Source organism: Ruegeria sp. N10 (assembly GCF_056531545.1).
On record NZ_JBQFLY010000013.1, the window covers coordinates 44,548 to 70,528 of the forward strand.

Genomic DNA, 25,981 nt, shown 5'->3' on the forward strand with positions numbered 1-25,981 from the left:
ATGACGTTCTCGTGAGGCAGCGAGTTTACAGGTATCGACGCGTTTCAGCGCAATAATCGCGATACTTGGAGCCGTATTGTTCATGCAGCCATGGCTCTTCCGCGAGCGGGGCAAGGGCCAGCGCGGCAACTCCAACGATGACGATAGGCCAAACCCATGATGAGGCGAAGAGAAGACCAAAACCTATCAGGATGGCCATGTCGGCAAGGTACTGCGGATGCCGAGAGAAACGGTAGAGACCCGAAGTGATAAGCTCGTCTCTCGCACCGCTGGTGGCTTTCAGTCCAATGCTGAATGCCCCCCACCAGACGATCAGATTTCCGATTGCGATCAAGAACGGCCCGACCGCCCAACGGAGTGCGTTGGCCATAGAAGCGGATTTCCAATCCAAGATGCCCAAACCGATCACCGCCCCAAACACGGCCAATGTGAGTCCCCATGCAATGTTTGGTATGACTGAATGCTCTCTGTTTGGAGGCCAGATGCGCTTGGACGGGCGGGCGATCGACCAAAGGAGCGCACCAATCAAAACCAGACCGGATAGCAGGCCAACGACCACTAGTATGCCTTGGGCAATCGTCATGAGCGGTGTCCAAACACCTGCGCCTCCTGATGCGCATTGTCGCTCGCTTCAAATTCAAGCGTGGAATGCTCGATTGAGAAACGTTCATGCAGTACCGATTTGACGTTTTCTTTAATCTTGTCGGTCTCACCCATCCGTTCGCGTTCGACGACAATATGGCAGTCCAATGCCGCAGCGTGCTCCTGCATTTGCCAAAGGTGGACATGATGCACGTCGACCACGCCATCGACACCTTGGATCGCTGTGACCACGTCATTTCCGTCAATATCTGGTGGGCTCCCAAGCATCAGGGTTCGGATTGGGGCGCCTATTTCGGTAAAGGACAGATACAGGATGTAGAGCGCAATGCCGATGGTGATGGCAGGATCGACCCACCGCATGTCGTAGATGATGATGAGCGTCCCGCCGACTATGACGGCCACTGAAGCCAACGCATCCGACAGGTTGTGGAGAAAAAGCGCACGGATGTTCACGCTCCCCTTCTGCATCGAATAGGTCAGCATTGCGGTCAGCGTGTCGATCACAAGCGCAATTCCACCGAGAATGACGACGGTCCACCCCATGACTTCGGGTGGATCAATCATGCGCATGCCGCCTTCGTAGATCAGGTAGAAGCCGATCACGATCAGGGTCGTGTAGTTGATCAGGGCCGCGACGATTTCGACCCGGCCATATCCGAAGGTCATGCGCTCATCGGCCGGTCGGCGCGCGATCTTGCGTGCGGCAAAGGCAATGACAAGCGAAGCCATATCGGAAAAGTTGTGCAGCGCATCTGCTATCAGTGCCAAACTACCCGAGAATATGCCCCCGACGATCTGCGCAACGGTAAGAAGCCCGTTCGCCCAGATCGCGATGGCAACCCGCCGATCGCCAGAATCCGGATCGATATGGGCGTGCCCGTGGTCATGTGGCATTGGCAGGCTCCGCGTGCGCGTGTGTCGCGCGTCGGTCAGTCTTCAGGCGGTCGCTGCGGAAACCACGAACGCGCGCATTCATCCAGTGGCGTATGATATGACGGTAAAGGGCACCACGCAGCCATCCAAAGGATTGCTCATGGGACAAATAGAAGGCGTCCGGCGTATCAAACACGCCGAAATCCTGCACGATGCCGGTTTTCTGAATGTAGGTATCTTCTCCGTTCCAGGCGACGGGAGGCGCGCCAAGGCAATCCGTGCCCGCGCCATAACCGCAGAGACTGTCCGTGTCCGAGAAAGACTTTTGCAGGACTGTCAGGAAAGCGTCATCCAGGATGAAGCCTTCAAGGTTGATCCAGGCACCTTGATATTCGATCTCTACCCATGAGTGGAGAATTTCTTGCGGAGCAAGCGGATACACCAGCTCAGGTACAACACCGCGCTGCAAGCCTTTGTGGATCGTAAACCCATGCAACCGGCAACGAATGCCAACACCACGCAGCAGCGCCATCAAGAGCGTCCCTTTGGTATTGCACTGCCCATAGCCGTCGGAAAGCACATCCGAGGCGGGGATGTCGTCGGCTCGATTGTATCCGAACGCGATTTCATTCCGAACGAAATCATAAACTGCTCCGATCCGATCGTATTCGGATAAGCCGCGCCAGCCGCGGGCCTCAATAAGATGCGCAAGAGGCGCGGCCTCAAAATCCAGTAGTTTGGTGGGTGCAAGTAGGGGGTCGGTCATCTGCAACGGAGTCGCTCCTCGAATCGTCTTGGAACAAACTTAATTGCTATAGTCACTATAGCTTCAACCCTTTCTTTCAGAAAGAATCTCCCGCAACTATTTGTCGGTGTGAACCGCTTTGTAGTGTTCGCCGTGTGCGTCGCGCAGGATGTCGATACCGCCCCAGGCCGCGATCCCGGCGACGATCACACCGACGACAAGGTCCGGCCAGTTGGTTCCTAGCCAGGCGACGAGGCCACCGGCCACGACGATCCCGAGGTTCGCGGCGAAATCGTTGTAACTGAAGGTGTTGGCCGCGCGGATGTTGACGTCCGGATTTTTGAGCTTAGCGAGCAGCCAAACGCAGACTGCGTTGATAGCCGCCGCGATCAGGGCCATTGCAATCATGATCGTCCCGAGCGGATCTGACCCACCGATGTAGCGGCGCCACGCATCGTAGAAGATGCCTGCAGCGAACAGGATCAGCAGCCCGCCGGAAACGTTCGCCGCCCCGCGTTTCCATTTGGCGGATCGGGACAAAGCGAAAAGGCTGATCGCGTAGACGAAGCTGTCGGAGAGGTTATCGAGCCCGTTGGCGATCAGGGCACTTGAGTCGCCGAAGGCGCCTGTTGCGAAAAAGGCCACGGCCAAACCGATATTGAGCGCCAGAACGATCCAAAGCGTCCGTCTCTCCATTAAATCTTGTCTAGCGGCCATTTTGTGGTTCCAGCTTGTGTTGTACGACACATTAACTTCTGCGGCTGATCTGCGTTCCAGCCGGAATGTTGGCTGAACTCCTTCAGGCCCCGATTTCCTCGTGTTCGGTCAAGCATTCCGAATGGTCCCGCAACACCTCAAGCACCTTGCAATCTCCCGTCCGCCCGCCGCTGCATTCGTGAACCATGCGTTTCAGTTCCGTGCGCAGCGCCTTCAGGCGGGCCATGCGCTGCTCCACCTGTTTGAGCTGGCGACGCGCGATGGCATCAGCCTCATCACAGGGCCGGTTGGGATGGTCGCTGAGGTCGAGCAGCTCGCGGATCGCATCAAGCGAGAAACCGAGTTGTCGCGAGTGGCGGATGAAGGACAGTCGATCAAGCTGTGCATTGTCGTAGCGCCTCTGTCCGCCTTCGGTCCTGCCAGGTTCGGGCATGAGTCCGATCTGTTCGTAGTACCGGATGGTCTGCACTTTTGTGCCAGTCTTCTTTGACAGAGTACCGATCGTGAGCATTTTCGCCTCCATGAAAAAGATACAGTTTGTGTAGGTTTTGCCGTCGGAATAAACAAGTGTCGGATTCACAGACGCGTGAGTTCAAGCTATACCATGATTTCGTGCTTGAACCTCTAGCGGCTAGAGGATGTATCCGCACAGGCAATAAGAATCAAAAACAGGCGAACAGGATTGTCCCTTACATCGGCACAGAAGTTTCTTTGGGTTTTGGCAGGCGTGGCAGCGCTTGCCTTCGTATGGCTTTTGCTTTGGTCCGATTATCGTGCCGATAGCGCCCGAAATGACGTCGAGCCGCCTTTTTTCGCTGAGTTCGAACTGACGGACCACCAGGGTATGGTTCAAACCGAGGAGGACTTTGCGGGGCGCTGGATGCTGGTTTTTTTCGGCTTTACCAACTGCCCCGACGTCTGCCCGACGACCCTATCTGAGGTCGCGGCGGTGATGGACGGTCTGGGCGACGATGCCGCCAAGGTCCAGCCGATTTTCATAACAATCGACCCTGAACGAGACACGCCCCCAGCACTCGCCGAATACGTCCCGCTGTTCGATGCGGGCATCATCGGGCTGACGGGCACGCCGGAACAGATCGCCGCCACGTCCGAGACGTTTCCAATCTTCTTTGAGCGCGTCGAAGAGGCCGCAGCGCCGGATGGTTACACGATGGGCCACACGTCGCATCTGTTCCTCTTCGACCCCGAGGCAGGCTTCGCCGACTCGTGGCCCTACGGCACCTCCGCCGAAGAGATTCTCGCCGATCTGGAAGAGAGGATCTGATCGACATGAACCGCATATCCGGAGAAACAGCCCTCGGGCTGGCGTGGATCATCGCGCTTGTCGCCTCGCTTGCCGTGCTTTTCATCGGCGAGGTGCTGGGGCAGACGCCCTGTGTGCTGTGCTGGTTCCAGCGCGCCTTCATGTTTCCCTTGGCCATTGTCCTCGGGCTCGGCCTTTGGTGGCGGGACGGCCGCGTGGGGCGCTACGGCATCGCATTGGCGCTTGGCGGCGGCGCAATCGCCCTCTGGCACATGGGGCTGTACGTCGGTCTTGTTCCCGAACGCATCCAACCCTGCACGGCCACCGGCCCCTCTTGCACCGATGACAACCAACTGGTCTTCGGCATCCCGATCCCGCTGATGGCGCTCGCCGCCTTCGCGCTGATCGGGGCGCTGTCGGCCCTTTCATTGAAGGACACACGAACATGAACCGACGCGGCCTGATCCTGTCCGTTCTCGCCCTCGGCGTCGCCGGTTTCGGCGGAGCCACCTGGTTTGCAACCCGCCCCGGCCCGGTGGCCGAAGCGGAGCCTGTTGCGCCGGAACTAGCGGACGCGATGATCCGCCCCTACTCGCCCATCCTCGGGCCTGCGGAAGCGCCCGTCACGATCGTCGAATTCTTCGATCCGGCCTGCGAGGCCTGTCGCGCCTTTCATCCCATCGTGAAGGACATCATGGCCGAGCATGGGGATGCTGTCCGCGTCGTGATCCGCTACACGCCCTTCCACGGCGCGGCATCCGAGGAAGCGATCCGCGTGCTCGAGGCGGCGCGCATGCAGGACGTTTACGTGCCGGTGCTCGAGGCCGTTTTGCGGGAACAGCCGAGATGGGCGTCGCACGGTGCCCCGGAGCCTGGCCTGATCCTTCAGATCGCCGCCACGGCCGGACTCGATGCCGAGGCCGCGCGCACGCAAATGCTGGCACCGGATGTCGTAGCAATTCTGAACCAGGATCGTGCTGACGTCGAGACCGTGGGAATTCGCCAGACGCCCACATTCTTCGTGAACGGCAAGCCGCTCGATCCGTTCGGAGAGGCAGAACTGCGGCGATTGGTGGCTGCCGAAGTCGCTGCCGCGCAAAGCTGAATGGAAAGGGCAGGATCAGAACGATGAAAAAGTATATTTTGACCAGCACACTGGCGGCGCTTTTGACCCTTGGAGGGTTCTCAGCGCCCGCGCTGGCCGGACCCGAGGATGTTGTCGTCGTGAACGCGTGGTCCCGCGCCTCTATCGGGATGAACCGTCCCGGGGCCGCTTACATGACGATCCGCAACACTGGCGACGAGCCAGTGACGCTGATCGGCCTTACAACACCTCTCGCGATGATGCCCGAAATTCACGAGACGAAGACAAATGCCGAAGGTGTGAGTTCCATGAGCCCGGCGGGGGAGATCGCGATCGCCCCGGGCGAGAGCGTCGCGCTCGAACCGGGGGGCCTGCACGCAATGCTGATGCGGCTACAAGAACCGATGACGGAAGGGGACACCTTTCCGCTGACCCTGCTTTTCGACGACGGAGGCGAAGTGACGGTCGAGGTGCCGATCCTCGGCATCGCCGCGCGGGGGCCAGAGGACTGATGCGGCGACCGGCGATCCTGGGGTACGGTGCGGCTGGTGTCGGGGCGGTCGCCCTGATGCTCTTTGCCGGTTGGTGGCAGGTCGATGGACCCGGTGGACCTGGGCCTATCGGGCAGCGGCCTGTGGCTCTGACCGCGATGGATTTTCGTCTGACGGATCATGAGGGCAACGCGGTCGGGCCGGAAACCCTGATCGGGCGACCGACGATGGCGTTCTTCGGCTTCACCTACTGTCCCGATGTCTGCCCGACCACGCTCTCGGACATTTCGGGATGGCTCGACGATCTGGGAGACGAGGCCGACGAGATGAACGTGGTTTTCATCACGGTCGATCCCGAGCGCGATACCGTCGCGGCGATGGCCGAATATGTCGGCTACTTCCATCCGGCGATTCGCGGCTGGACGGGGCCGGAGGAGCAGATAGCGCGCGTCGCGGACGGCTTCCACGCCACCTACGAAAGGGTGCCGACGGAGAGCGGCGATTACACGATGAACCACAGCGCGAGCGTCTTCCTGTTCGCAGCCTCTGGGCGGTTCGTCACCATGATCGACTATCACGAACCCAGAGAATTCGCGGTGCCGAAAATTCGCCGTGCGCTGGAAGAAGAAACGGAGGGGGCGACATGAGGCTCAGAACTATGGCGGCTTGTGTCGCAATTGCGGGGATGGTTTCGGGAGCGGCTATCGCCCTCTCTGATTTCATGTCGAAAGAACCCGTGCCGCCGGAACTTGCCTCGGCAGGTAAATGGATGCCCCAAGGTCCTGAAGCTCCCCAAAACGTTGATATCCTCGTGACGCTGCCCGCGACGGCATGGGCAGAAGATGCACCCGACCTCGGCCCCCTGCCCCTTCTGCAGGTCGCGTTTGCCGACAGGCCCGTGCAGGCGATCGAGCCACCCCTGTCGACATGGTCGCGCGACATTGCACCCGGCGAGACGCTCGATTTCTTGCTGTCCGAAGCCGGTCTTGCGGCACCTGACAGAGCGGAAGTTGCCCTCGCGCTCGGTGCCGAATACGATCTGCGACGGCTGCGGCCGGGGCACTCGGTCACTGTTGCTTCGACCATGGACGGCAGCCCACGCACCGTCTCACTCGCCGTCGAGGACGGGGTTCGGATCGAGGTGGTTTTCGGCGAGCAGTTGTCCACAAAGGTCGTGGCTCCGGATCCGGAGATCGTAACCCTTGCCGGCGAAGCGGTGATCGACAGCTCGATCTTCGCGGCACTCGACGAAGCCGGCATACCCGCCCGTTTTTCCGTGGACCTGGCGCAGATGCTCGGTGGGACCGTAGATTTTCGCCGCGAGTTGGCCGGCGGCGAGACACTGAGGCTTCTCTGGCGCGAGGCGCGTGTGGGCGAGGACAGGATCGGACAACCCGAACTCGCCTTCGCCGCACTGGAGATCGGCGGTTCGCTTTACGAGATCGTATGGCCGGACGACGGCAGCGGGCAGGCGACGATCTACGTCGATGGTGACGTGCTGCGCGTCTTTGCACAGCCGGTCGAGGGCGCGCGCCTCAGCTCGGTGTTCGGACGCCGCACGCATCCGGTCTTTGGCAACGTCCGGATGCACACCGGCGTCGATTTCGCAGCGGCACGTGGGACACCGGTTCAAGCGACGGCACCGGGGCGGGTCAATTTCATCGGCTGGCGCGGCGGCTATGGTCGCGTGGTTGAAATCTCGCACGGGTCCGACACCATGACGCGCTACGCGCATCTGAGCGCCGTGCCGGAAGACCTGGCACAAGGCCAACGCGTTGCGGCGGGAGACGTGATCGGCCGCGTCGGCGCGACTGGCACGGCGACAGGTCCGAACCTGCACTACGAAGTCCTCGTGGATGGGCGCCCGACTGACCCCCTCTCTGACGACCGGCTCGCCGAAGCAGCCGAGAGCGATGCGGATGATACCGCCGCGCTCTCGCGTCTGGCCGAGGCACGGGCGCTTCTGAATGAAAACCTCGGCAGCGAGATTGCCGAAACGATAACCGAAAGGCTCTGATCCATGAAACGCATGACCCAAGCTCTGGCCACCACGCTCGCCCTTTTCCCGGCGGCACAGGCCCTCGCAGAGGCAACGGCGATCGACGTCCGCAAGACGAACGGATGCGGCTGCTGCCTCTCGTGGATGAACCATCTCGAAGAAAACGGTTTTGCGCCGACCGGCCAGGACATGTTCGGTGGATCGCTGGTTCGCTTCAAGCTCGACAACGGCGTGCCGCAGCGCATGGTCTCCTGCCACACCGCGCTCATTGATGTCTACGTGATCGAGGGCCATGTCCCGGCCGCTGACATCCGCCGCCTTCTCGAGGAGCGCCCGGACGCCGTCGGCCTCGCCGTTCCGGGGATGCCCTATGGCTCGCCCGGCATGGGGCCAGAAGACGACCGCGAGGCCTATGATGTCTTCCTCATCCGCAAGGACGGGTCGACGGAAGTCTTTTCGAGCTACGCCGAAGGATAATCTGGCCCGCCCATGGAAAATCTGTCTCCGATAATGCTCGGCTTTCTCGGAAGTCTTGCCGCCGGATCGCTCACAGCAGTCGGAGCAGTTCCCGTGCTGTTCGGGCGCATCCCGTCCCGGGCCACGCGCGATCTGTCGCTCGGCTTCGCTGCCGGTGTGATGCTCGCCGCTTCTTTCTTTTCGCTGATCATCCCGGCATTGGATGCGGCGGAGCCGATGTTCGAAAACGGCGCGATGCCTGCGGCCATCGTATGCGTTTCGATTCTTCTGGGCATGGGGGCTGTCGCCCTGATGAACGAAAAGCTGCCGCACGAGCACTTCAAGACGGGACGCGAAGGGCCCGAAGCGGCGTCTTTGCGGCGGGTCTGGCTGTTCATCATCGCGATCACGATCCACAACTTCCCCGAAGGTCTCGCGGTCGGGGTCGGCTTCGGATCCGGAGGTATGGAAGGCGGCCTACCGCTCGCCATCGGCATCGGGCTTCAGAATGCGCCCGAAGGATTGGCCGTCGCTGTATCTCTGCTGGGCGAGGGATATCCGAAGCTGCGCGCCTGGGGCATTGCGGCGCTGACGGGCATGGTCGAGCCGATTGGCGGTTTGCTCGGGGCCGGCATCATCACACTGTCGGAACCGCTGCTTCCATGGGGTCTGGCCTTTGCCGCGGGCGCAATGCTCTACGTCATCAGCCACGAAATCATCCCCGAAACCCATCGCAGCGGCCATCAGAACAGGGCGACGCTCGGTCTCGCAGTCGGGCTCGTTCTGATGCTGTTCCTTGATGTCTGGTTGGGATGAGGCAATGTCACTAAACAAGGTATCTCCGATGATCGGCGTCTTCGCAGCACTTGCTGCGTTCGCGATCGATCAGATCACCAAAGCCATTGTCGTTGCGAATGCCGCCACTTTTAGCGCCGGAATTTCCGTGTTTCCGGGATTCAACCTCGTCTTTTCTCGTAATGACGGCGTGACTTTCGGGATGCTGGGCGGCGCGCCGTGGTGGAGCCTCACCGCTCTCGCTCTTGCCATCTGTGTTTGGCTTGCTGTCATGCTGTTTCGCGTCGAAAATGCGGCCGAAATACTTGCCTACGGCGCGATCATTGGCGGAGCGCTGGGCAATGTCATCGATCGTGTGCGCTATCGGGCTGTAACAGACTTTCTCGATTTCTACATTGGCACAACACATTGGCCTGCCTTTAACATGGCCGATGTATTTGTCGTCAGTGGCGTAGGGCTCTTGCTCGCCGCGCCATGGATCAGCGCGCGGCGTCCGATCAAGTCGTGAAGACGGAAATTCTGAACCGCATAGCACTGCGCCACCGTTTGCTTTCGCGGATGACGCTTGGTTTCGCCGCCGGGGCGCTGACGGTTCTGACTTTCCCGCCTCTTTCGATTCTCCTGCTCGTTCCCGTTGCCTATTCCGCGTTGTTTGTCGGGCTTCGCGATCTCTCCTTCGGGCGCGCTTTCCTCGTCGGCTGGGCGTTTGGTCTCGGCCAGTTCGGTTTCGGGATTTCGTGGATTGCAGAGAGTTTCTACGTCGAGGCCGAGCGGTTCGGGGCGATGGCGATCCCGGCCGTCGCGGGATTGTCCGCAGGTCTCGCGATTTTCCCGGCCATTGCCGCCGCGCTTTTCGCCGAAATCGCGCGGCGTGGAGCCATGGGCAGTCTCTTGGCCTGCCTCCTGTTCGCGACCTCCTGGACCGCTGCCGAGTGGTTGCGAGGTCACGTTCTGACAGGTTTTCCGTGGAACCTCGCCAGCTACGCTCTGGTCGATTACGCCGCTCCTCGCCAACCCGCCGCCTGGGTCGGAAGCTATGGGCTAAGCTTTCTCACCGTGTTCGTCGCGGCACTTCCCGGCGCGGCTGTCATGGCGTCCGTGCGGCAACGATTGACCGTTTCGCTCATGGCGCTGGCCGGCATCGCGGCTATGTGGGCCGTCGGCACGCTTCGCCTCCAGTCAGATCCACAACAGCCACCCGGTGTCGACCTGCGCATCGTCCAGGGCAACATTCCACAAGAGGAGAAATGGGCGCCCGAGAACCGCGAGGCGAGCTTCGCGCGCTATCTTGAGCTTTCAACCCAGCCCGGCGATTTCGACGTTCTTCTTTGGCCGGAAACCGCCTTTCCGGGTTTCCTCGATGAGGATACGGAGGCACGGGATCGCATTGCCGCTGCGCTCACAGAGGGCAGGGTGCTCCTCACCGGTGTGCCGGACCGTGTACCGAGCGACGATGGCACCCGATATTTCAACACGGTCCAGGCTTTTGGCGCGACCGGCAGAATCCTGACCGGATACGCGAAACACCATCTCGTACCCTTCGGCGAATATGTGCCATTCCGTGGCTGGTTGCCCATCGAGCGGCTCACGGCGGGTCTGGGCGATTTTACGCCCGGACCGGGCCCGCGAACGCTTGCGCTTCCGGGTGTGCCGCTGGTCGCCGTGGCGATCTGCTATGAGATCATCTTCCCAAGCCATGTGGTCAACGACCTTTTCAGGCCAGACTGGATCTTCAACGCCACCAACGACGCCTGGTTTGGCACCAGCATCGGACCTGAGCAGCATCTGGCTTCCGCACGTATGCGCGCCGTAGAGGAAGGCCTTCCTGTAATTCGAGCTGCGAATACGGGCATCTCCGCGGTCATCGACGCGAGCGGTGAGATCGTTGCGCGGCTCGATACCGGCGAAACGGGCATCATCGACGCTAGCCTGCCCTCCGCGCGGCCGCCGACCCTCTACGCGAGCTTCGGGGACTGGATGCTGTTAGCGCTCATCTTGGCTTCGTGGAGCTGGGCAATGGCGGCCAATGTGACGGCTCGCTACCGCCGCATAAGAAAGACCGTCATGCAAAGATGTGGATAGGTGTTCCGTCCTTCACCATTGCATAGATGTCCTCGATCTGCCGATCTGTGACCGCGATGCAGCCAGCTGTCCAGTCGCGGACGTCCGTCGGGTCGATGCCGGGGCGTGGACCACCATGGATGAAGATGTCGCCACCGGGGGATCGGCCCTGCGCCTTGGCAAAGGCGATGTCGGCCTCATTCGGATAAGAGATGCCAACTGAAAGATGATAAGTGCTTTCAGGGTTGCGCTTATCGACTACGTAGTCGCCCTCCGGGGTCCGACCGTCTCCCTCGAATTGCTTGTGACCTTCGGGCGCGAAACCCAGCCCGACCGGATAGGTTTGCAATACCCGGTCGACTCCGTCGAGAACAAGCAAGCGCTGCCCCTTGTAAAGCCGAACACGGGTCACCTCGGGTCCGCCATAGCTGCGGAACTTGCTGGCACAGCCGGACAAAAACGCTGCGAACCCGCCCAACAGGACGGCGCGGCGGGGAAATCGGATGGTTTTCACTGCTCATGCCTCTTTGGTGAGGTCTGATATGGATTTTACGGTACCTTGCAAATGCTGCGTGATCAATGTGCATGGGCAAGCGCGGCCTTTGTCATCTGTGGACCAACCTGTTCACCGCCGGACGGAGGCGCCTTGGCCTCTTGGCTGTTCAGCAGGCGCAGGGCGTTGGCCACCACCAGCAATGACACTCCTACGTCGGCTGCAATAGCGCCCCACATCGATGCCACTCCAAACGCGGTAGCGACAACGAAAACGCCCTTGGTCGCCAAGGAAATACCGATGTTCTGATGGATAATCGACATTGTCCGGCGCGAATGACCGATCAGCCAAGGCACCTTGCCGAGGTCGTCGGTCATCAGGGCAATATCCGCAGTCTCGATTGCCGCGTCCGAACCAACAGCACCCATCGCGATGGCGTAATGCGCCCGCGCCATGGCGGGGGCGTCGTTCACCCCGTCGCCGATCATGGCCACCATGTCATGCGTTTCGACCAGTTCTTCGATGGCTGTCACTTTGTCTTCGGGCAGAAGCTCGGCGCGGACCTCGTCGATGCCGACCTCGGCTGCAACGGCGCGCGCCGTCCGCTCGTTATCGCCCGTCAGCATGACGATGGTCTTCACGCCTTGCGCGTGGAGCTGTGCCACGATGCCCTTGGCGTCGGGGCGGATACGGTCGCGCAATTCCAGGATGCCGGTCACGCCGGTGTCGTCGCCCACGGCAACAAGGGTGCTGCCAGCCCCTTCGATGCGGTCGCGCAAATCCTTCGGAATGGCGTCGCCGAAACCCTTCTCCTCGGCAAACCGATCCGACCCCAACCAGATCGACCGGCCGTCTGTGCGTCCTTCAAGTCCCCTGCCGGGAACGGTTCGGGTATCTTCCGCGGCGGACACCTTGATGCCGTCGGCTTCTGCCCGCGCGAGAATGGCGCGCGCCAAGGGATGCGAGGAACGTGCCTCGAGCCCCGCGGCGAGGGTCATCAGATCCTGCGCCGATGCTCTACCCAGCGGATGCACCGCCGCCACCTCGGGCTCGCCCATGGTGATCGTGCCGGTCTTGTCCATGGCCAGTGCAGTGGTCTTGCCCGGTGCCTCAACATATGCACCGCCCTTGATCAGCACTCCGGCCCGCGCTGAGGCGGTGAGTGCGGCGACGATGGAGACCGGTGTCGAGATGACCAGAGCACACGGGCAGGCGATCACCAGCAGCACGAGTGCATTGTAGAACCAATAATCCCAGGCCCCACCGAAAATGAGCGGCGGCAGCAGGGCAATTGCAATGGCGAGAGCCATGACGATAGGCGTGTAGATTCGGGCGAACTTCGCCACCCACTGCTCCACCGGCGCGCGGCGGGCATGGGCATCACCGACCATGCGGATGATCTTGGCCAACACGGTATCCGAGGCGGCCTTCGTGGCGCGCACCGTCAATGTGCCTTCGCCGTTGATCGTGCCGGCATAGACTTCGTCGCCTCGTTCCTTTGGGACCAGCGCACTCTCTCCGGTGATTGGCGCCTGATCGACCGCGCCCGCGCCGTCCGTCACCTCACCATCGAGCGGGATACGGTCGCCACCGCGTACTATGAAGCTTGAGCCTACGGCGACTTGAGCCGCCGGAACGTCGGCCTCGCTTCCGTCTTCGCGGATCATGCGCGCCGTCGGTGGTGCAAGATCCAAGAGCGCCGAGACCGCATTCCTCGCACGCCCGACGCTCCAGCTTTCGAGGTAGAGCGAGAGCGAGAAGAAGAACGCGACCGTCGCCGCCTCGAAGAATTCACCAAGCCCGATGGCACCGGCCACGGCGACAACCATGAGCAGGTTCATGTCCGGCGACAGCCGCCGAGCGGACGACCATGCCTTGGGTGCCACGAGCCAGACACCGAACAGGATCGCAACCGCGAACAGCCCTGCCTCGACCAGCGGCATCGGCGCTTCGCCGTGCCCCGCGAAAAGGCCGAACGCCCCACCCATGCCCGTCTCGATGATGTGCCAAAGGAATCCCGCGGCCCAAAAACCGCCACTCAGAAGCGTGAACCATTTCTGTTTGGCAAGATGCGCCGCCTGATCGGCGCTGGCATTGTCCGCGTCCCACGGACGGGCCTTCATCCCTGTGCTGGCAACCAAGTCGACGATCTGGCCGTCCGAAATTTGTTCGGCGCTTTCCAGCACGGTCATCCGCCCGTTGATCACATCAAAAGCCAAATGCTGTGCCCCGCCGAGTTTCGGGCCGACGACTTTGGAAAGGATGGAGACTTCTTCGACGCAGTCGAGGCCGCTCACCTGAAAGCTTCGGCCATGCTCGGGCGGCGTCGAAGGGATTGCGCCCGCAGGTCCCGTGCCGCCACCGCAGCAGGATGCCTCACCAGACCCATGCGTTGAATGGTCATGTGCGTGAGAGACGTCGTGTTGCTCGGTCTCGGAATTTGCCGCCATTTGATCTCTCCAGAATCATATGTTGAAGCGACTCTAATGTCTCCAGTGGCTTTAGGTTCAAGGCCTAACTCCAATATTGTTGTAGATTTCCAAACGGTGCATCTGAGGTCGTTGCAACGTCGCGCAGAGAATGCGATTGGTATCTGTAGAAGTGCAAATTGCGTGAACTGGCAGGGGGTTGTCATGCGAACAGGAACTGGAACACTATTGGTAGGCGCTATTTTGTTGAGCGCGTGTTCAGCCACGACGCCTCCAAACGGGTCATCCAATATTGGCAACGCTCCGGAGGCCGTTGTGGAATTGGCCGGGCCCGGTCAGAATCTGGCTACAGCCCGCCTTCGCCCAGAAGACGGTTGCTACTGGTACGAACACAACGGGCCAGTCGAAACCACACTATTACCTTTGCGCACAGCGAATGGTAACCCGATCTGCCTGGCCAAAGAAGCCTGACTGTTCCTTGCGGAAGAGGTCATTCGGCAGCGTAAAGGTATGCCGTCGAGCCGATCTGAACATTCGGATAGAGATCGTTTATATGCGCCATCACCATACGGACGCAGCCTGAACTGGCCCGACCACCGATAGATCGCGCCTGAGGCGATCCATGTATTCTCAGATAGGTGTCTCGATTGCCAACAAAGAGGTAAAGCGCACGGGATCCAAGCGGATTGCTCGGCCCAGGTTCCTGCCCATCTGCCCATTGAGCGTATTCGGGGTTCCGCTCGATCATGGAGGCCGTTGGCGTCCAATGCGGCCATTCAACCTTGCGCCTTATTGTGTAGGTCCCCGGCTCGTAAAGGTTACCCCTCGCAATCGCCACACCATAGCGCATCGCTGTGCCGCCATCCTCGATGTGATAGAGATAGCGCGCAACCGCATCGACGTGGATGTCCCCGGGTATCAGCCCATCGTTCGCAGCCACCCGCTGCGGGAGAAACCGAGACTGCAGCCCCCATGGGTTTGACGTCGCCGGATCGTACCCTACTGGAGTGACTTGCGCATCCCAGGCGGCCTTCTCGCTATTTGTCGGCCAGCTTTTTGCCAACACGGGGCTTGCCAACGGTGCCGAGAACAATGCAGCGCTCGTTGAAATGAAATGACGTCGTGTCAGCATTAATCGTACTCCGGCTTCTAATTCCAACAGTCTTGTGGCGTTTGTCATCGGGTTTTATCGTGGTGATACAACCTTAAGCAACTATAGGTTCAAGTGTCCATCTCAGTTTTCTGGTCAAGTTTTCTTGAGTAATGGGGCTGATGAAACAGCCGAATTTGGCCATTCACATGTCATATCCCACCGAATTCCCTGAATGCGAGTAACGCGTCACAACGGTTCCTGTTGCGCGATTTTGGGTTGCGTGAATGAATGCTTGTAAGCGGCGTAGGCCCAAACCACTGCAAGCATAAGACTAAGCACGGCGTTCCAACTCGCCATAGACAGGCTGAGGAACTCCCAGGCGACTTCGTCGCACATGACCAAGGCCGATGCTGTGGATGATGCAGAGGGCAGAAGGTCCGCAGCTGACAAGTTTGACATATCAAGACCAGAGCCTGTGCAAGATGTCGGACCTTCCCACCAACCTCGTTCGACGCCGGTATGAAACATCCCGATGCCTGCTGTCACGGACGCAGCGACAGCGCCTGCCATCAGTAGCAGTAAGATGGGCAAACCAACCATGAGGAGCGCGCCAATAGCGATGGCGATCGCGTGAGGGTATCGCTGCCAAATGCACATCGCGCATGGTGCGTAGCCCGCTGCCTGAAACAAGAAGGCAGCCAGCAAAAGAACGGCCGATCCGCCGGCAGCGATCAAACCAAGTTGTTTCGAAGACAGCGGCATTCACTTTCCTTTCGCCTACACGCAGCTCGGCGGTCGAATTCGGTGTACCTCTCCAAGCACGCGCCGCAGTTGCCGATTTCTCGGCAACTGCGCATTCGTGATCAGTTCGGCATTATGGCCCCGATTGCGTACATGCCATCCTCGCCCTTGACGAGCATCAGGGTCACCTCGTCACCATCGGTCACCTCTCCCATCATCTGCGCGTTTTCCAGAACCGTCATATCCATCGTCATTGCAGGCCAGCCGATCTCGGGAATCGGGTCATGGCTCACATTTGCGGTGCCGTCGCCGATGGAATTGATCACGGCCTTCGCGTGAACTGCGCCCTCCATTTGTTCGGCGGACATCGGCATGTTCGAATGATCCATATTGTGGTTCATTTGTGCGATAGCCCCTGTCGCGGACAGGGTCAGAAGTGCGAGACTTGCAGTCAGTATCTTCATGAGAAGCTCCATTCTTGAGGTTTGTGCGTTCGATTATTCGGCAGGCAGTGCTGCATCGACGGGCTGCCGAATTGGGGACGTGATTTCGCGGTTTACGCGTTTCAGTGCGAGCCGTTTCCAAATCACGAATATGGCAGGAATGACAAAAAGCGTCAGCAGGGTCGCTGTCACCATACCGCCGATCATCGGTGCAGCGATGCGTTGCATGATCTCCGAGCCAGTGCCGGTGCCATACATGATCGGTATCAGCGCCGCGAAGATGGTGGCCACGGTCATGACTTTGGGTCTCACCCGAAGAACAGCTCCCTCAAAGACGGCCTCCTCGATATCGTCTTGTGTCAGCTTGCGGCCTTCGGATTGACCGAGTTTGCGTCGCTTTTCCCAGGCGAGATTGAGATAAAGCAGCATGACGATGGCTGTTTCGACGGCCACGCCGGCCAGGGCAATGAAGCCGACGAGGACGGCGATCGAAATGTCGAAGCTGAGATACCACAGAAACCAGACACCGCCTGCCAACGCGACAGGAAGCGCGGCGAGAATGATGCCAACTTCGATCACCCTATTGAACGCCATGAACAACATCAGCGTGATGATCATAAGCGTGGCGGGGGCGACGATCGCCAGCCGGTCCTGCATCCGCTCGATGTACTCATACTGCCCGGACCATGTCAGAGAATATCCGGGCGGCAGGCGCACCTGATCGGCCACGACCCTCTGCGCCTCGGCGACATATCCGCCGAGGTCTCGTCCTGCGATATCGATAAACACGAACCCCGTGCGCCGAGCGTTCTCTGATCGGATCATGCCCGGACCATCTACAATTCGGACATCGGCCAAGGCGGTCAGCGGCACATGAGCCCCCGATGGGGTGACAACGGGCAAGTTTTCGAGGCGTTCGGGGCTGTCGCGCCACGCCTGCGGATAGCGCAGGTTAATCGGAAAGCGCTCCAGCCCTTCAACGGATTCCGATACCTGCATCCCACCGATGGCGGTTTGCACCACATCCTGAACATCCCGCACGCTCATCATGTATCGCGCTGCGGCGTCGCGCTTGACGTCGATTTCTATGAAGCGCCCGCCTACCGGGCGCTCCGCATAGGCGGAGGCAGTGCCCTCGATATCCGACACGGCTCGTTCCACTTCGATCCCGATGTCTGTGATCACGTTCAGATCAGCACCCGAGATCTTGACACCAACCGGCGTTCGTATCCCGGTGGCAAGCATGTCGATCCGGTTCTTGATCGGCTGGATCCAGACATTGGTCACGCCCGGGATCTGCACTGTCCGATCAAGCTCGTCGCGAATTTTTTCCATGGTCATGCCAGGGCGCCACTCAGCTTCTGGTTTGAGTTGGATCGTGGTTTCTACCATTGTGAGTGGTGCAGGATCGGTCGCTGTCTCTGCGCGCCCCACTTTGCCGTGCACAGTTTCAACCTCTGGGATTTTAGCGATCAGGCGATTGGTCTGCTGCAGGACCTCGCGCGCCTTACCGATCGACACGCCTGGGTAGAAGCTTGGCATATAAAGGAAGTCGCCCTCATTCAGCTCGGGCATGAACTCGGACCCGAGCCGTTGGTACGGATACCACATTGAAGCCACGAGGGCACCGGCAAGCAAGGTTGTCGCCCACGGCCAGGCGATGGCTGCGTCCAGAAAAGGACGATACAGGAAGACCACCAATCGGTTCAGTGGGTTTTTGCGCTCGGGCAAAATCCGGCCCCGGACAAAGTAACCCATCAAGACCGGAACCAGTGTGATCGATAGGATCGCGGCGGCGGCCATCGCGTAGGTCTTTGTATAGGCCAGCGGGGCAAAAAGCCTGCCCTCCTGATTTTCCAGCACAAAGACAGGCAGAAAGCTGACCGTGATGATTGCCAAGGAGTAAAAGAGGGCCGGACCGACCTCAGAGGCGCATTCCTGCACGATCCTCCACCTGTTTTCTGCGGTCAGCTTTTCCTTCTCCAGCCGCCTGTGCATCGCCTCGATCATCACGATCGACGCATCGACCATGGCTCCAATGGCAATCGCGATGCCACCAAGCGACATGATGTTCGCATTCACGCCCTGCGCTTTCATCAGAATGAAGGCAGCGAAGATACCGAGGGGCAACGACAGCAGGATCACCAGTGATGAGCGCAGATGCATCAGAAAGGCCGCACAGACGAGGACGACGACAATGAATTCCTGCGTCAGCTTCTTCTTGAGATTATCGATTGCGCGTTCGATCACGCCGGACCGGTCATAGGTCGTGATAATCTCGACACCATCCGGCAGGTTCGGCCGCAACTCTTCGATGCGGGCCTCCACCGCTTTGATGGTCGCAAGGGCATTGCCACCCCATCGCATGATGACCACGCCGCCAACGGCATCGCCCTGCCCGTCAAACTCTCCGACGCCGCGGCGCAATTCCGGTCCTAGGCGAATGTCAGCAACGTCGCCGAGGGTCAGAGCAGCTCCACGCTCGTTGATCATTAGGGGGGCGCTGGATAGATCAGAGAGCTCATCGATGTATCCGGACGAGCGGATCATGAATTCTGCTTCGCCCATCTCGATCACGCTTCCGCCGGTCTCTCGATTGGCCGCCTGTATCGCGTTCCTGAGCTGTGTCAGGGTGATGTCGTAGGCTCGCAATTTGTTCGGATCGACAACGACCTGATACTGTTTGACCATGCCGCCAATCGTTGCGACTTCAGACACACCGTCGACAGCCTGCAGTTCGTATTTCAGAAACCAGTCCTGCAGCGTTCTCAGTTGCGCGAGATCGTGTGTGCCGGTTCTGTCGATCAACGCATATTGGTAGATCCATCCGACCCCGGTGGCATCCGGGCCAAGCTGAGGGGACACTCCGTCCGGCAGGCTCCCGGTGATCTGCCCAAGATATTCGAGGACGCGGGATCTTGCCCAATACAGGTCCGTGCCATCTTCGAAAACGACATAGACAAAACTGTCACCAAAGAAGGAAAAGCCGCGTACATCCTGTGCGCCAGGTACCGCCAGCAACGATGTGGCGAGCGGATAGGTGATCTGGTTTTCGACCACTTGCGGCGCCTGCCCCGGATAAGGGGTGCGGACGATCACCTGCACATCGGACAGGTCCGGTATCGCATCGACCGGTGTCTCGCGGATGGCCCAGATGCCTGCGACACCCATCATGACGGCAAGGACCAGAATAACAAACCTATTGGCCAGCGATGCGCGGATGATCGCCGGGATCACTGGGTAACCCTCCCGTCACGGACAACATCGATCAATGTCATCGAGAAATCCGGGTTGCGCCGCAGGATGAGCGTGACGTCCGTTCCCACTGTGAGTTGGGAAATCTCGAGCTCCTCAGCCAAGGGAAAATCCATCGTCATTCCGGGCATGCCGATATCGGTCATCGGCCCGTGGGTGATGTTCGCCGTCCGTGATTGAGCATCGATGGAGTTGATTTGGCCTGAAACCTGCATGGGCGGTGCCACAGGTTCGGCCGCTGCCAGCACCATGTTCATGCCGTCCGGGCGCGCGAAAGTGAGCACCATCTCCACATCTGTCATCAAAGCGGCAGCGTCGAGTGACGGATCAATATCAAAGGCCATGGTCATGCCAGGCATGCCGATATCGGTCATCGGTCCATGGGTGATCGTGGCCTTTGAGGCGTCTGTATCGACACTATCGATCGTGCCTGAGACCACGATGGGCGGTGCCGCAGCTGCCTTAAGCTCGACATCAGACAAGATCATGTTCAAGCCATCCGGCCGTGCAAATGTGAGGGTCATTTGGACGCCGGTTTTCAGCGATGCCATGTCCAAGCCCGGATCGATGGGGAAATCCATGGTCATGCCTGGCATTCCGATCTCAGCCATGGGTCCGTGGGTGATCGTTGCGGTTCCGGAATTCAGATCCAGGTCGTCGATGGTGCCGGACACCATGATCGGCGCTGCGGCATTTGTTTCAGCCGCTTCCACCTCTTCGGGATCGGTGCCCTCGGCGCGGACCGCGACTACGGAGAAAAGGCCGCCATCACCTGCCGTGAGATCGAATTCGATCGGCGCATCGAGAGGCACGGCCTCAAGATCAACCCCCAACACCGGCAGATCCATCGTCATTGCGGGCCAGCCAAGCTCTGGGATCGGGCCATGCTCCAGCGTTAGCTTGCCATCCGACGTCACCGCGCGTGCAATCCCAGTGCCGGTACCGGCAATTCCATCATCTGGCGCAAGTTCGGTGAGGCTCAGGAGTCCATCTGCGCCACGGGCCACGAGAAACGCGACTACCTCCCCCTCCTTTAGCCGATCCAGGGGAACATCGGCTCTCACCGGGAAGTCGGATGTCATCGCTGGCCAGTCCAGGCTTTCCAGGGTGTCATGCTGCACGGTTGCCACCCGCTTCTCAGGATCGAGAGCAACGAGAACACCGCTGCCCCGCGCCGGGTCAGCATCCGTTGGCGCCATGCGCGTGAAGCCTGCGCTCAAAGCGCTTTCGCTGTCGATCAGGAACTGTGCGGAGGCAACGACCTCTTCACCCGGACCCAGGCCCTGAAGAATTTCTGTCCGCCCGCCTTCTCCGAAACTGTCCCGGAGACCGGCAGTCACCAATCTCGGTCGGAAGGTCCCCTCCCCTGTTTTCAGGATGACGCGCTCAGCCGACCCTGTCCGTATTACGGCCTCAGATGGCACTGTCAGGACTGTACGGCTTTCGTTGGGCGTGAGACTGACACTTCCGAACATTCCAGGGCGGAGCACGCCATCGGAATTGTCAAACCTCAGTCGAACAGGAAGCGTTCGTGTTTGGGGATCGAGTTCGGGATAGATGTAGTCGATGTCGCCTTCAAACACGCGCCCTGGCAAGTGTTCGAACCGAGCGATGGCCCGCATATCGTCAGACAGCCGGGCAATATCACGTTCAAAGACATCTACAATGAGCCAAACCTTCGACAAGTCAGCGACGGAGAAGGCAAGCGTTCCAGGTTGCAGATACATGCCGTCGGCCGCATTCAGGGCGATGACCACGCCGTTCTGTGGTGCTTCGATCTCGATGTTGCGAACCAATTCGCCGCCCGCCTCAATCTCGGCAATCTGGCGGGCGGACATGCCGTGGCTCATCAGCTTGCTGCGCGCCGCATCCAGAATGCGGGGGTCACCAGCCTCGACTGCGCGCACAAGGTCCCCCGTCGCCGTCGCTATGAGCGGGGAGAAAAGCTCAAAGAGTACCTGTTCTTGACTGACCCGATCGCCGATTGCTCGTACTTCGAGCTTCTCGATCCAACCCTCAGCTCGCGTATGCACATGACTGGTCAGATGCTCGTCATACCCCACGAAACCCACAGTCTCGATCTGGGGTCGAACTTCACTCATGCGGGCGACCGCCGTGCGTACGCCGATTGCGTTGATTTCGGCCGCGTTCAGTGTGACCTCGGCAGGGTCACCAGATGGCTCCTGTCCGGCATAGACGGGAATAAGATCCATCCCCATGGGCGACTTTCCGGGTCCTGGTTGACGGAAATTCGGATCCATAGGCGCAACCCAATAGAGAATCTCGGGGCCTTCAGATCCGCCTTGCACCGCTGGGTTCAGGTACAACCGCTCAATGTAAACCCCACCGCCAAGGCCGGCTGCCAAGGCAAGAACTGAAAGTGCCGCGTATCTTCCACGCATAAACATCGTCTCCTGACGGCTGAATTGGATGCAGCGATCGATTGGTCAAACAGCCCGCATATGCGGGCACCGAAATGTCAGGAGTGTCGGGGCGGGCGATCGGGCACTAGGGGCTCACGGGATACATGAGCCCTGGAGAATGCGGCCCGTGTTGGCGCCGTACACGCGGTTTCTTCAGACCGATGATCCAGATGTTGCTGGTAGTCCATGACACAGCAAAGACCGGTGTGGCACCCGTCGCTGTGTCCTGCGTGAGCGTCCGTTTGCCGCTCGCCATTGTTTGCGGGGTGGTGCGCGTGAATGTGGTTGGACACTTCTCCCACAGAAGCGACAGCGGCGATGTGCAGGCCACGCTCCACGCCGCTGATCTCTCCATCAAACGGCATTGCGTGCGTTCCGACGACGGTGATCGTCAGACACACACAGGCAAGACATGCCGATCGCAGGAAAAAGAGCGCGTTCCGAACCATAAGCGCGAAATAGCGCTCTTCAGAAGTTGCGGCAATTGGAGCGGGGCTGAATGATTGTATCATTTTGTAAAGTTGACCTTTTCCAAGTTGTGCCAGTACGACACTTAAGGTGGCATAGTCAGATCAGGCGTCAGATGGATTCCAAGAAACGATCAACACTCTTGACGATCGGTGCGGTCATTGCGGGCTATGCGGCGCTTCGAACCGTGCCCTCTTTGCTGCCGGAAAAACTTGAACTTGAAGCACTCGATCGTCCGAAAGGCTTCCGGAGATTTATCGCCGGTGAGACATCCGGATCGTTTGACGCGTTCGTCGGCTTGGACAGTCCGGACAGTATGGGTGTGGCAGCACGGAAGGCTACGGCTATCGAGCGAGTCTCAGCAGATATTTGCGGCGCTCTCTACGGAGACCTCGACATGAGCAATGCACGTATCCCTTTGGCATCATTTTCTGACTATTATTGTCCTTTTTGCAGAGTACAAACCAAGAGCTTCGCCGATATGACAAGCAAAATGCCAGATCAGGTTGCAATAGCATGGCACGAGCTTCCTCTGCTGGGCGACAGTTCTAATCTGGCAGCAAAGGCGGCCCTGGCCGCCAAGCGGCAAGGTGCCTATGTCGCATTCCAGGAACGTTTGATGACCTCGCCATTTCAAGCCACACCGGAATACTTGGCCCGCCTTGCCGATGATCTAGACGTTGATGGCGCAAGGCTCGTCGCCGACATGGAAAGCCCGGAAGTTGCGCTAGAGCTGGAAAATAGCGCGGCTCTCGCGCAGGTTTTTGCCTTTGTTGGCACACCTGCCCTCGTGATAGGTCGTACAGTTGTCCAAGGTCAGGTCAGCGACAGAATGATACGAAGGATCATTGACCTTGAGCGCGAGGAGGGCTGGGACGTTGCCTGTGTGTCGGCCTGAAATAGGTGTGCTGTCTGCCGTTCTCTCCGCCTTCCTCTTCGGTCGAAATTGGAGACGGAATGGATAGGCGGCGCTTCATCCTGCTTGCTCCTGCGTTGGCCATAGCCCCCTATTCTGTGGTGGCAGCGACGCGCGAAGCCTGGTCAGCCGTCGAAGCTTCGGACGCGTTGGCGCAGGGCGAGATTTCCCTGATTGATATTCGTTCACGCGTTGAGTGGATGGACACAGCTGTGGCGAAAGATGCCTGGCCGATCAGCATGCATGAACCGAGGTTTGAGCAGAGGTTGTTCGCTGCACGCGATCTGTCCGGCGAAAAACCAATCGCCTTGATCTGTGCCACCGGAGGGCGGAGTGGCCGTCTCTTGAGCGCTCTAAATCGAGCGGGATACCCGGGCTTCATCGATGTCTCAGAAGGCATGTTGGGATCACTGAAAGGGCCAGGCTGGATCGCACGCGGTTTGCCTGTGACGGATTTGGAGGCGGCCATGGCCAATTTGCCGGACGTTCTCCGTTGATCGTGGGTCCGCGTCCATGAAGGGAGCGGTTTCTCAATTCTGGGCTGGGTTGCTGTCGATTGTTTTGGGTTGCGTAAGCATCCTCGTCTTCGATGCTGCCCATGCCGCGGAATCCGAGACTTTTTCAAACCCTGCGGTCTCGGCGCGTCTGATCTCGGCCGAAGACGGGATTGCGCCGGATGCCGCCTCCGTCTCACTTGGGTTGGCCTTGGAGTACGGCGAGGGCTGGAAGGGATACTGGCGCACCCCCGGCGAGGTTGGCCTGGCACCGGAGATCAACTGGTCGGGTTCGACCAACCTGAAATCCGCCGAGCTACTCTGGCCCGCGCCGGAACGGTTCGAGGCCTTCGGGATCGAGAACTTCGGCTATTCAGGTCAGGTTGTCTTGCCGATCCGGGCGAGACTTGAGGACGCCGGCCACCCTCTGGAACTGCGTGCCCGCGTGTCCTTGCTGACATGTTCGACTGTCTGTGTGCCCCATGACTTCGAACTTTCACTCGCCCTGCCACAAGGCGTCGGGATCGATACAAACTCGGCTCGCCAGATTGCCACTTATGCCGATCGCGTTCCCGCGGTACCCGAGAACAGCGACATCAGAATATCGGTCACAGCCCTCGATGCGCGCGACTCGGCTCTCATCGTTGTGGCAACGAGCGACACACCGTTCGATGAGGTCGACGTGTTCCCGGAATTCGGACCCCTTGTGACCTTTGGCAAACCAGATATCCGGTTGGATCGCGATAGAACGGAACTCTGGGCACAAATACCGATCAACGCCTGGACCGAAGAGCACGCAGAGCCTTCGGTGACGATCGCAGACACCGCACGTGCAATCACGGCGCCGATCACGCTTACCTCAGATCCCCCTGCCCCACCGTTTTCAAGCGCGAACCCTCGAACGAGTGTGCTGAAGGTCGTGGCGGTGGCCGCCATCGCCTTTCTCGGTGGTCTGATCCTGAATGTCATGCCCTGCGTGTTACCCGTTCTATCGATCAAGCTCACATCTGTTTTGAAGGCAACCGGTCAAACCCGGCAGATGACGCGCAACGGATTCCTGTTTTCAGCTTTTGGGGTACTGACATTTGTCTGGGCGCTTGCGGCTGCCTTAGTGTTTCTTCAATGGATCGGAGTATCCGTCGGCTGGGGTATACAATTCCAAAATCCGGTCTTCGTGACTCTGATGTTCATGGTCATCGCCGTCTTTGCCGCCAATCTCTTCGGTGCATTCGAGATAACCCTGCCCGCGGCCCTTCAAGACCGCCTGGGTGCCAGCAATGCCAGAGCCGGGTATATCTCAGACTTTGGCACCGGACTGCTTGCGGCCATCCTCGCTACGCCGTGTTCCGCCCCGTTCCTCGGCACCGCGATCACCTTTGCGCTCGCGGGCACATCACTGGACGTGATAGTGATATTCACGGCGCTCGGTCTTGGACTGGCCCTCCCCTACCTCGTCATTGCCGCACGTCCCGAGTTGGTCACGCGACTGCCCCGGCCCGGGCGATGGATGCTTCTGGTCAGGATCCTTCTTGGCGGTCTGTTGCTGGCAACAGCCGCATGGCTCTTGTTCGTTCTTGTCGGCGTGGCGGGTGGGCGGGCAGCTGCCTTCATCTCGGCACTCATAGCTGTGTTCATCGTCGCCGCATCAATCCCACAGGCAAACCAATGGGTACGGCGTGCGGTTCTCAGCGCCTGTGTTTTTCTGGCGATTTTCGGGGCAGGTCTCACCTCAACCCCTGACCGCACCACAGCAGGGGTTGATGCGACGTCCCACTGGCAGGATTTCGAACCCCTCGGCATCGCGCGCCGCGTCTCTGAAGGCGAGACGGTGTTCGTCGATGTGACCGCGGATTGGTGTCTGACCTGCAAAGCCAACAAGTCTCTCGTGCTCGAAAGGGATCCAGTGCGTGCGCGGTTGCGCGGCGGTTCCGTGATCGCCATGCAAGCGGATTGGACCCGCCCGGATAACAACATCGCGCGGTTTCTCGAGCGATATGACCGCTACGGCATTCCGTTCAATATCGTCTTCGGGCCAGGGGCGCCTTCCGGCATTGCTCTCCCGGAAATTTTGACGCCACAGGCAGTTCTTGACGCTCTCGACACAGCGTCTGTTCGAAGTGTCGCGTCGGAGTAACGCG

General features: G+C 59.7%; 26 protein-coding genes. 14 read left to right on the plus strand and 12 right to left on the minus strand.

The window, feature by feature from the left end; translation table 11 throughout:
• Positions 1 to 25: 25 nt before the first annotated feature.
• The 5 genes from ACR0JI_RS16245 to ACR0JI_RS16265 form a co-directional block, all read right to left on the minus strand.
• Positions 26 to 583: a methyltransferase family protein gene (locus ACR0JI_RS16245; protein ID WP_480495360.1), complete on the minus strand. Its 558-nt coding sequence runs from the start codon at positions 581 to 583 to the stop codon at positions 26 to 28.
• The gene (locus ACR0JI_RS16250; protein ID WP_480495358.1) at positions 580 to 1,497 is read right to left on the minus strand and encodes a cation diffusion facilitator family transporter; all 918 of its coding nucleotides are present in this window, start codon (positions 1,495 to 1,497) and stop codon (positions 580 to 582) included. Before ACR0JI_RS16250 ends, ACR0JI_RS16245 begins: the two co-directional genes overlap by 4 nt.
• On the minus strand, positions 1,487 to 2,242 hold the full coding sequence (locus tag ACR0JI_RS16255) for a transglutaminase-like domain-containing protein (protein ID WP_480495356.1): 756 nt from the start codon (positions 2,240 to 2,242) through the stop codon (positions 1,487 to 1,489). Before ACR0JI_RS16255 ends, ACR0JI_RS16250 begins: the two co-directional genes overlap by 11 nt.
• Before the next feature lie 96 nt (positions 2,243 to 2,338).
• Positions 2,339 to 2,917 (minus strand): cation efflux transmembrane domain-containing protein, encoded by a 579-nt coding sequence (locus ACR0JI_RS16260; RefSeq protein ID WP_057796923.1) that lies wholly within the window; start codon positions 2,915 to 2,917, stop codon positions 2,339 to 2,341.
• Positions 2,918 to 3,020: 103 nt separating this feature from the next.
• Positions 3,021 to 3,449 (minus strand): MerR family transcriptional regulator, encoded by a 429-nt coding sequence (locus ACR0JI_RS16265; RefSeq protein WP_013959865.1) that lies wholly within the window; start codon positions 3,447 to 3,449, stop codon positions 3,021 to 3,023.
• 171 nt (positions 3,450 to 3,620) lie between these two features.
• Here ACR0JI_RS16265 and ACR0JI_RS16270 point away from each other — a divergent pair, with 171 nt between their 5' ends.
• The 10 genes from ACR0JI_RS16270 to lnt are packed head-to-tail and all read left to right on the plus strand — an operon-like array spanning position 3,621 to position 11,109.
• On the plus strand, positions 3,621 to 4,223 hold the full coding sequence (locus ACR0JI_RS16270; protein WP_480495353.1) for an SCO family protein: 603 nt from the start codon (positions 3,621 to 3,623) through the stop codon (positions 4,221 to 4,223).
• Between the two features lie 5 nt (positions 4,224 to 4,228).
• Entirely contained in the window at positions 4,229 to 4,651 is a 423-nt protein-coding gene (locus ACR0JI_RS16275) for a disulfide bond formation protein B (RefSeq protein WP_090735045.1), read from the plus strand.
• Positions 4,648 to 5,307 carry a DsbA family protein gene (locus ACR0JI_RS16280; RefSeq protein ID WP_480495350.1) on the plus strand — a complete coding sequence of 220 codons (660 nt, stop codon included), beginning with the start codon at positions 4,648 to 4,650 and terminating at the stop codon, positions 5,305 to 5,307. The genes ACR0JI_RS16275 and ACR0JI_RS16280 overlap by 4 nt, the downstream gene beginning before the upstream one ends.
• A 23-nt stretch (positions 5,308 to 5,330) precedes the next feature.
• On the plus strand, positions 5,331 to 5,798 hold the full coding sequence (locus ACR0JI_RS16285; protein ID WP_480495348.1) for a copper chaperone PCu(A)C: 468 nt from the start codon (positions 5,331 to 5,333) through the stop codon (positions 5,796 to 5,798).
• Positions 5,798 to 6,424: an SCO family protein gene (locus ACR0JI_RS16290; RefSeq protein WP_480495345.1), complete on the plus strand. Its 627-nt coding sequence runs from the start codon at positions 5,798 to 5,800 to the stop codon at positions 6,422 to 6,424. Before ACR0JI_RS16285 ends, ACR0JI_RS16290 begins: the two co-directional genes overlap by 1 nt.
• Positions 6,421 to 7,794 carry a peptidoglycan DD-metalloendopeptidase family protein gene (locus ACR0JI_RS16295; protein WP_480495343.1) on the plus strand — a complete coding sequence of 458 codons (1,374 nt, stop codon included), beginning with the start codon at positions 6,421 to 6,423 and terminating at the stop codon, positions 7,792 to 7,794. The genes ACR0JI_RS16290 and ACR0JI_RS16295 overlap by 4 nt, the downstream gene beginning before the upstream one ends.
• A 3-nt stretch (positions 7,795 to 7,797) precedes the next feature.
• Positions 7,798 to 8,253: a DUF411 domain-containing protein gene (locus tag ACR0JI_RS16300; protein ID WP_480495341.1), complete on the plus strand. Its 456-nt coding sequence runs from the start codon at positions 7,798 to 7,800 to the stop codon at positions 8,251 to 8,253.
• 12 nt (positions 8,254 to 8,265) lie between these two features.
• Positions 8,266 to 9,048 carry a ZIP family metal transporter gene (locus tag ACR0JI_RS16305; RefSeq protein ID WP_038008344.1) on the plus strand — a complete coding sequence of 261 codons (783 nt, stop codon included), beginning with the start codon at positions 8,266 to 8,268 and terminating at the stop codon, positions 9,046 to 9,048.
• A gap of 28 nt (positions 9,049 to 9,076) precedes the next feature.
• Positions 9,077 to 9,535, plus strand: a complete 459-nt coding sequence (gene lspA / locus ACR0JI_RS16310; protein ID WP_480495339.1) for a signal peptidase II — start codon at positions 9,077 to 9,079, stop codon at positions 9,533 to 9,535.
• Positions 9,502 to 11,109 carry an apolipoprotein N-acyltransferase gene (gene lnt / locus ACR0JI_RS16315; RefSeq protein WP_480495337.1) on the plus strand — a complete coding sequence of 536 codons (1,608 nt, stop codon included), beginning with the start codon at positions 9,502 to 9,504 and terminating at the stop codon, positions 11,107 to 11,109. Before lspA ends, lnt begins: the two co-directional genes overlap by 34 nt.
• Here lnt and ACR0JI_RS16320 read toward each other — a convergent pair.
• Together ACR0JI_RS16320 and ACR0JI_RS16325 are read right to left on the minus strand one after the other, a co-directional pair.
• The gene (locus ACR0JI_RS16320) at positions 11,090 to 11,602 is read right to left on the minus strand and encodes a L,D-transpeptidase family protein (protein WP_480495335.1); all 513 of its coding nucleotides are present in this window, start codon (positions 11,600 to 11,602) and stop codon (positions 11,090 to 11,092) included. The two genes, lnt and ACR0JI_RS16320, sit on opposite strands and share 20 nt — an antisense overlap.
• Before the next feature lie 62 nt (positions 11,603 to 11,664).
• The gene (locus ACR0JI_RS16325) at positions 11,665 to 14,031 is read right to left on the minus strand and encodes a heavy metal translocating P-type ATPase (RefSeq protein ID WP_480495333.1); all 2,367 of its coding nucleotides are present in this window, start codon (positions 14,029 to 14,031) and stop codon (positions 11,665 to 11,667) included.
• Between the two features lie 183 nt (positions 14,032 to 14,214).
• On the opposite strand from ACR0JI_RS16325, the gene ACR0JI_RS16330 reads away from it, so the two are divergent.
• Positions 14,215 to 14,481: a hypothetical protein gene (locus tag ACR0JI_RS16330; protein ID WP_480495331.1), complete on the plus strand. Its 267-nt coding sequence runs from the start codon at positions 14,215 to 14,217 to the stop codon at positions 14,479 to 14,481.
• A 19-nt stretch (positions 14,482 to 14,500) separates the two neighbouring features.
• Here ACR0JI_RS16330 and ACR0JI_RS16335 read toward each other — a convergent pair whose 3' ends face one another.
• The 5 genes from ACR0JI_RS16335 to ACR0JI_RS16355 all read right to left on the minus strand — a co-directional run bounded on the left by ACR0JI_RS16335 (position 14,501) and on the right by ACR0JI_RS16355 (position 21,944).
• Entirely contained in the window at positions 14,501 to 15,142 is a 642-nt protein-coding gene (locus ACR0JI_RS16335) for a L,D-transpeptidase (RefSeq protein ID WP_375231076.1), read from the minus strand.
• A 207-nt stretch (positions 15,143 to 15,349) separates the two neighbouring features.
• The gene (locus ACR0JI_RS16340; protein ID WP_013959880.1) at positions 15,350 to 15,865 is read right to left on the minus strand and encodes a disulfide bond formation protein B; all 516 of its coding nucleotides are present in this window, start codon (positions 15,863 to 15,865) and stop codon (positions 15,350 to 15,352) included.
• A gap of 101 nt (positions 15,866 to 15,966) precedes the next feature.
• Positions 15,967 to 16,308: a copper-binding protein gene (locus ACR0JI_RS16345; protein WP_227364362.1), complete on the minus strand. Its 342-nt coding sequence runs from the start codon at positions 16,306 to 16,308 to the stop codon at positions 15,967 to 15,969.
• A gap of 33 nt (positions 16,309 to 16,341) precedes the next feature.
• Complete coding sequence (locus tag ACR0JI_RS16350; protein ID WP_480495328.1) at positions 16,342 to 19,524, minus strand: efflux RND transporter permease subunit; 3,183 nt, start codon at positions 19,522 to 19,524, stop codon at positions 16,342 to 16,344.
• The gene (locus tag ACR0JI_RS16355; RefSeq protein ID WP_480495326.1) at positions 19,521 to 21,944 is read right to left on the minus strand and encodes an efflux RND transporter periplasmic adaptor subunit; all 2,424 of its coding nucleotides are present in this window, start codon (positions 21,942 to 21,944) and stop codon (positions 19,521 to 19,523) included. The genes ACR0JI_RS16350 and ACR0JI_RS16355 overlap by 4 nt, the downstream gene beginning before the upstream one ends.
• Before the next feature lie 604 nt (positions 21,945 to 22,548).
• Here ACR0JI_RS16355 and ACR0JI_RS16360 point away from each other — a divergent pair.
• From ACR0JI_RS16360 to ACR0JI_RS16370, 3 genes are read left to right on the plus strand one after another with little or no spacing between them, the layout of a single operon-like run.
• Entirely contained in the window at positions 22,549 to 23,331 is a 783-nt protein-coding gene (locus tag ACR0JI_RS16360) for a DsbA family protein (protein ID WP_480495324.1), read from the plus strand.
• A 59-nt stretch (positions 23,332 to 23,390) separates the two neighbouring features.
• Complete coding sequence (locus ACR0JI_RS16365; protein WP_436399564.1) at positions 23,391 to 23,846, plus strand: rhodanese-like domain-containing protein; 456 nt, start codon at positions 23,391 to 23,393, stop codon at positions 23,844 to 23,846.
• Between the two features lie 16 nt (positions 23,847 to 23,862).
• Entirely contained in the window at positions 23,863 to 25,977 is a 2,115-nt protein-coding gene (locus ACR0JI_RS16370; protein WP_480495321.1) for a protein-disulfide reductase DsbD family protein, read from the plus strand.
• The last annotated feature ends 4 nt before the right edge of the window (positions 25,978 to 25,981 follow it).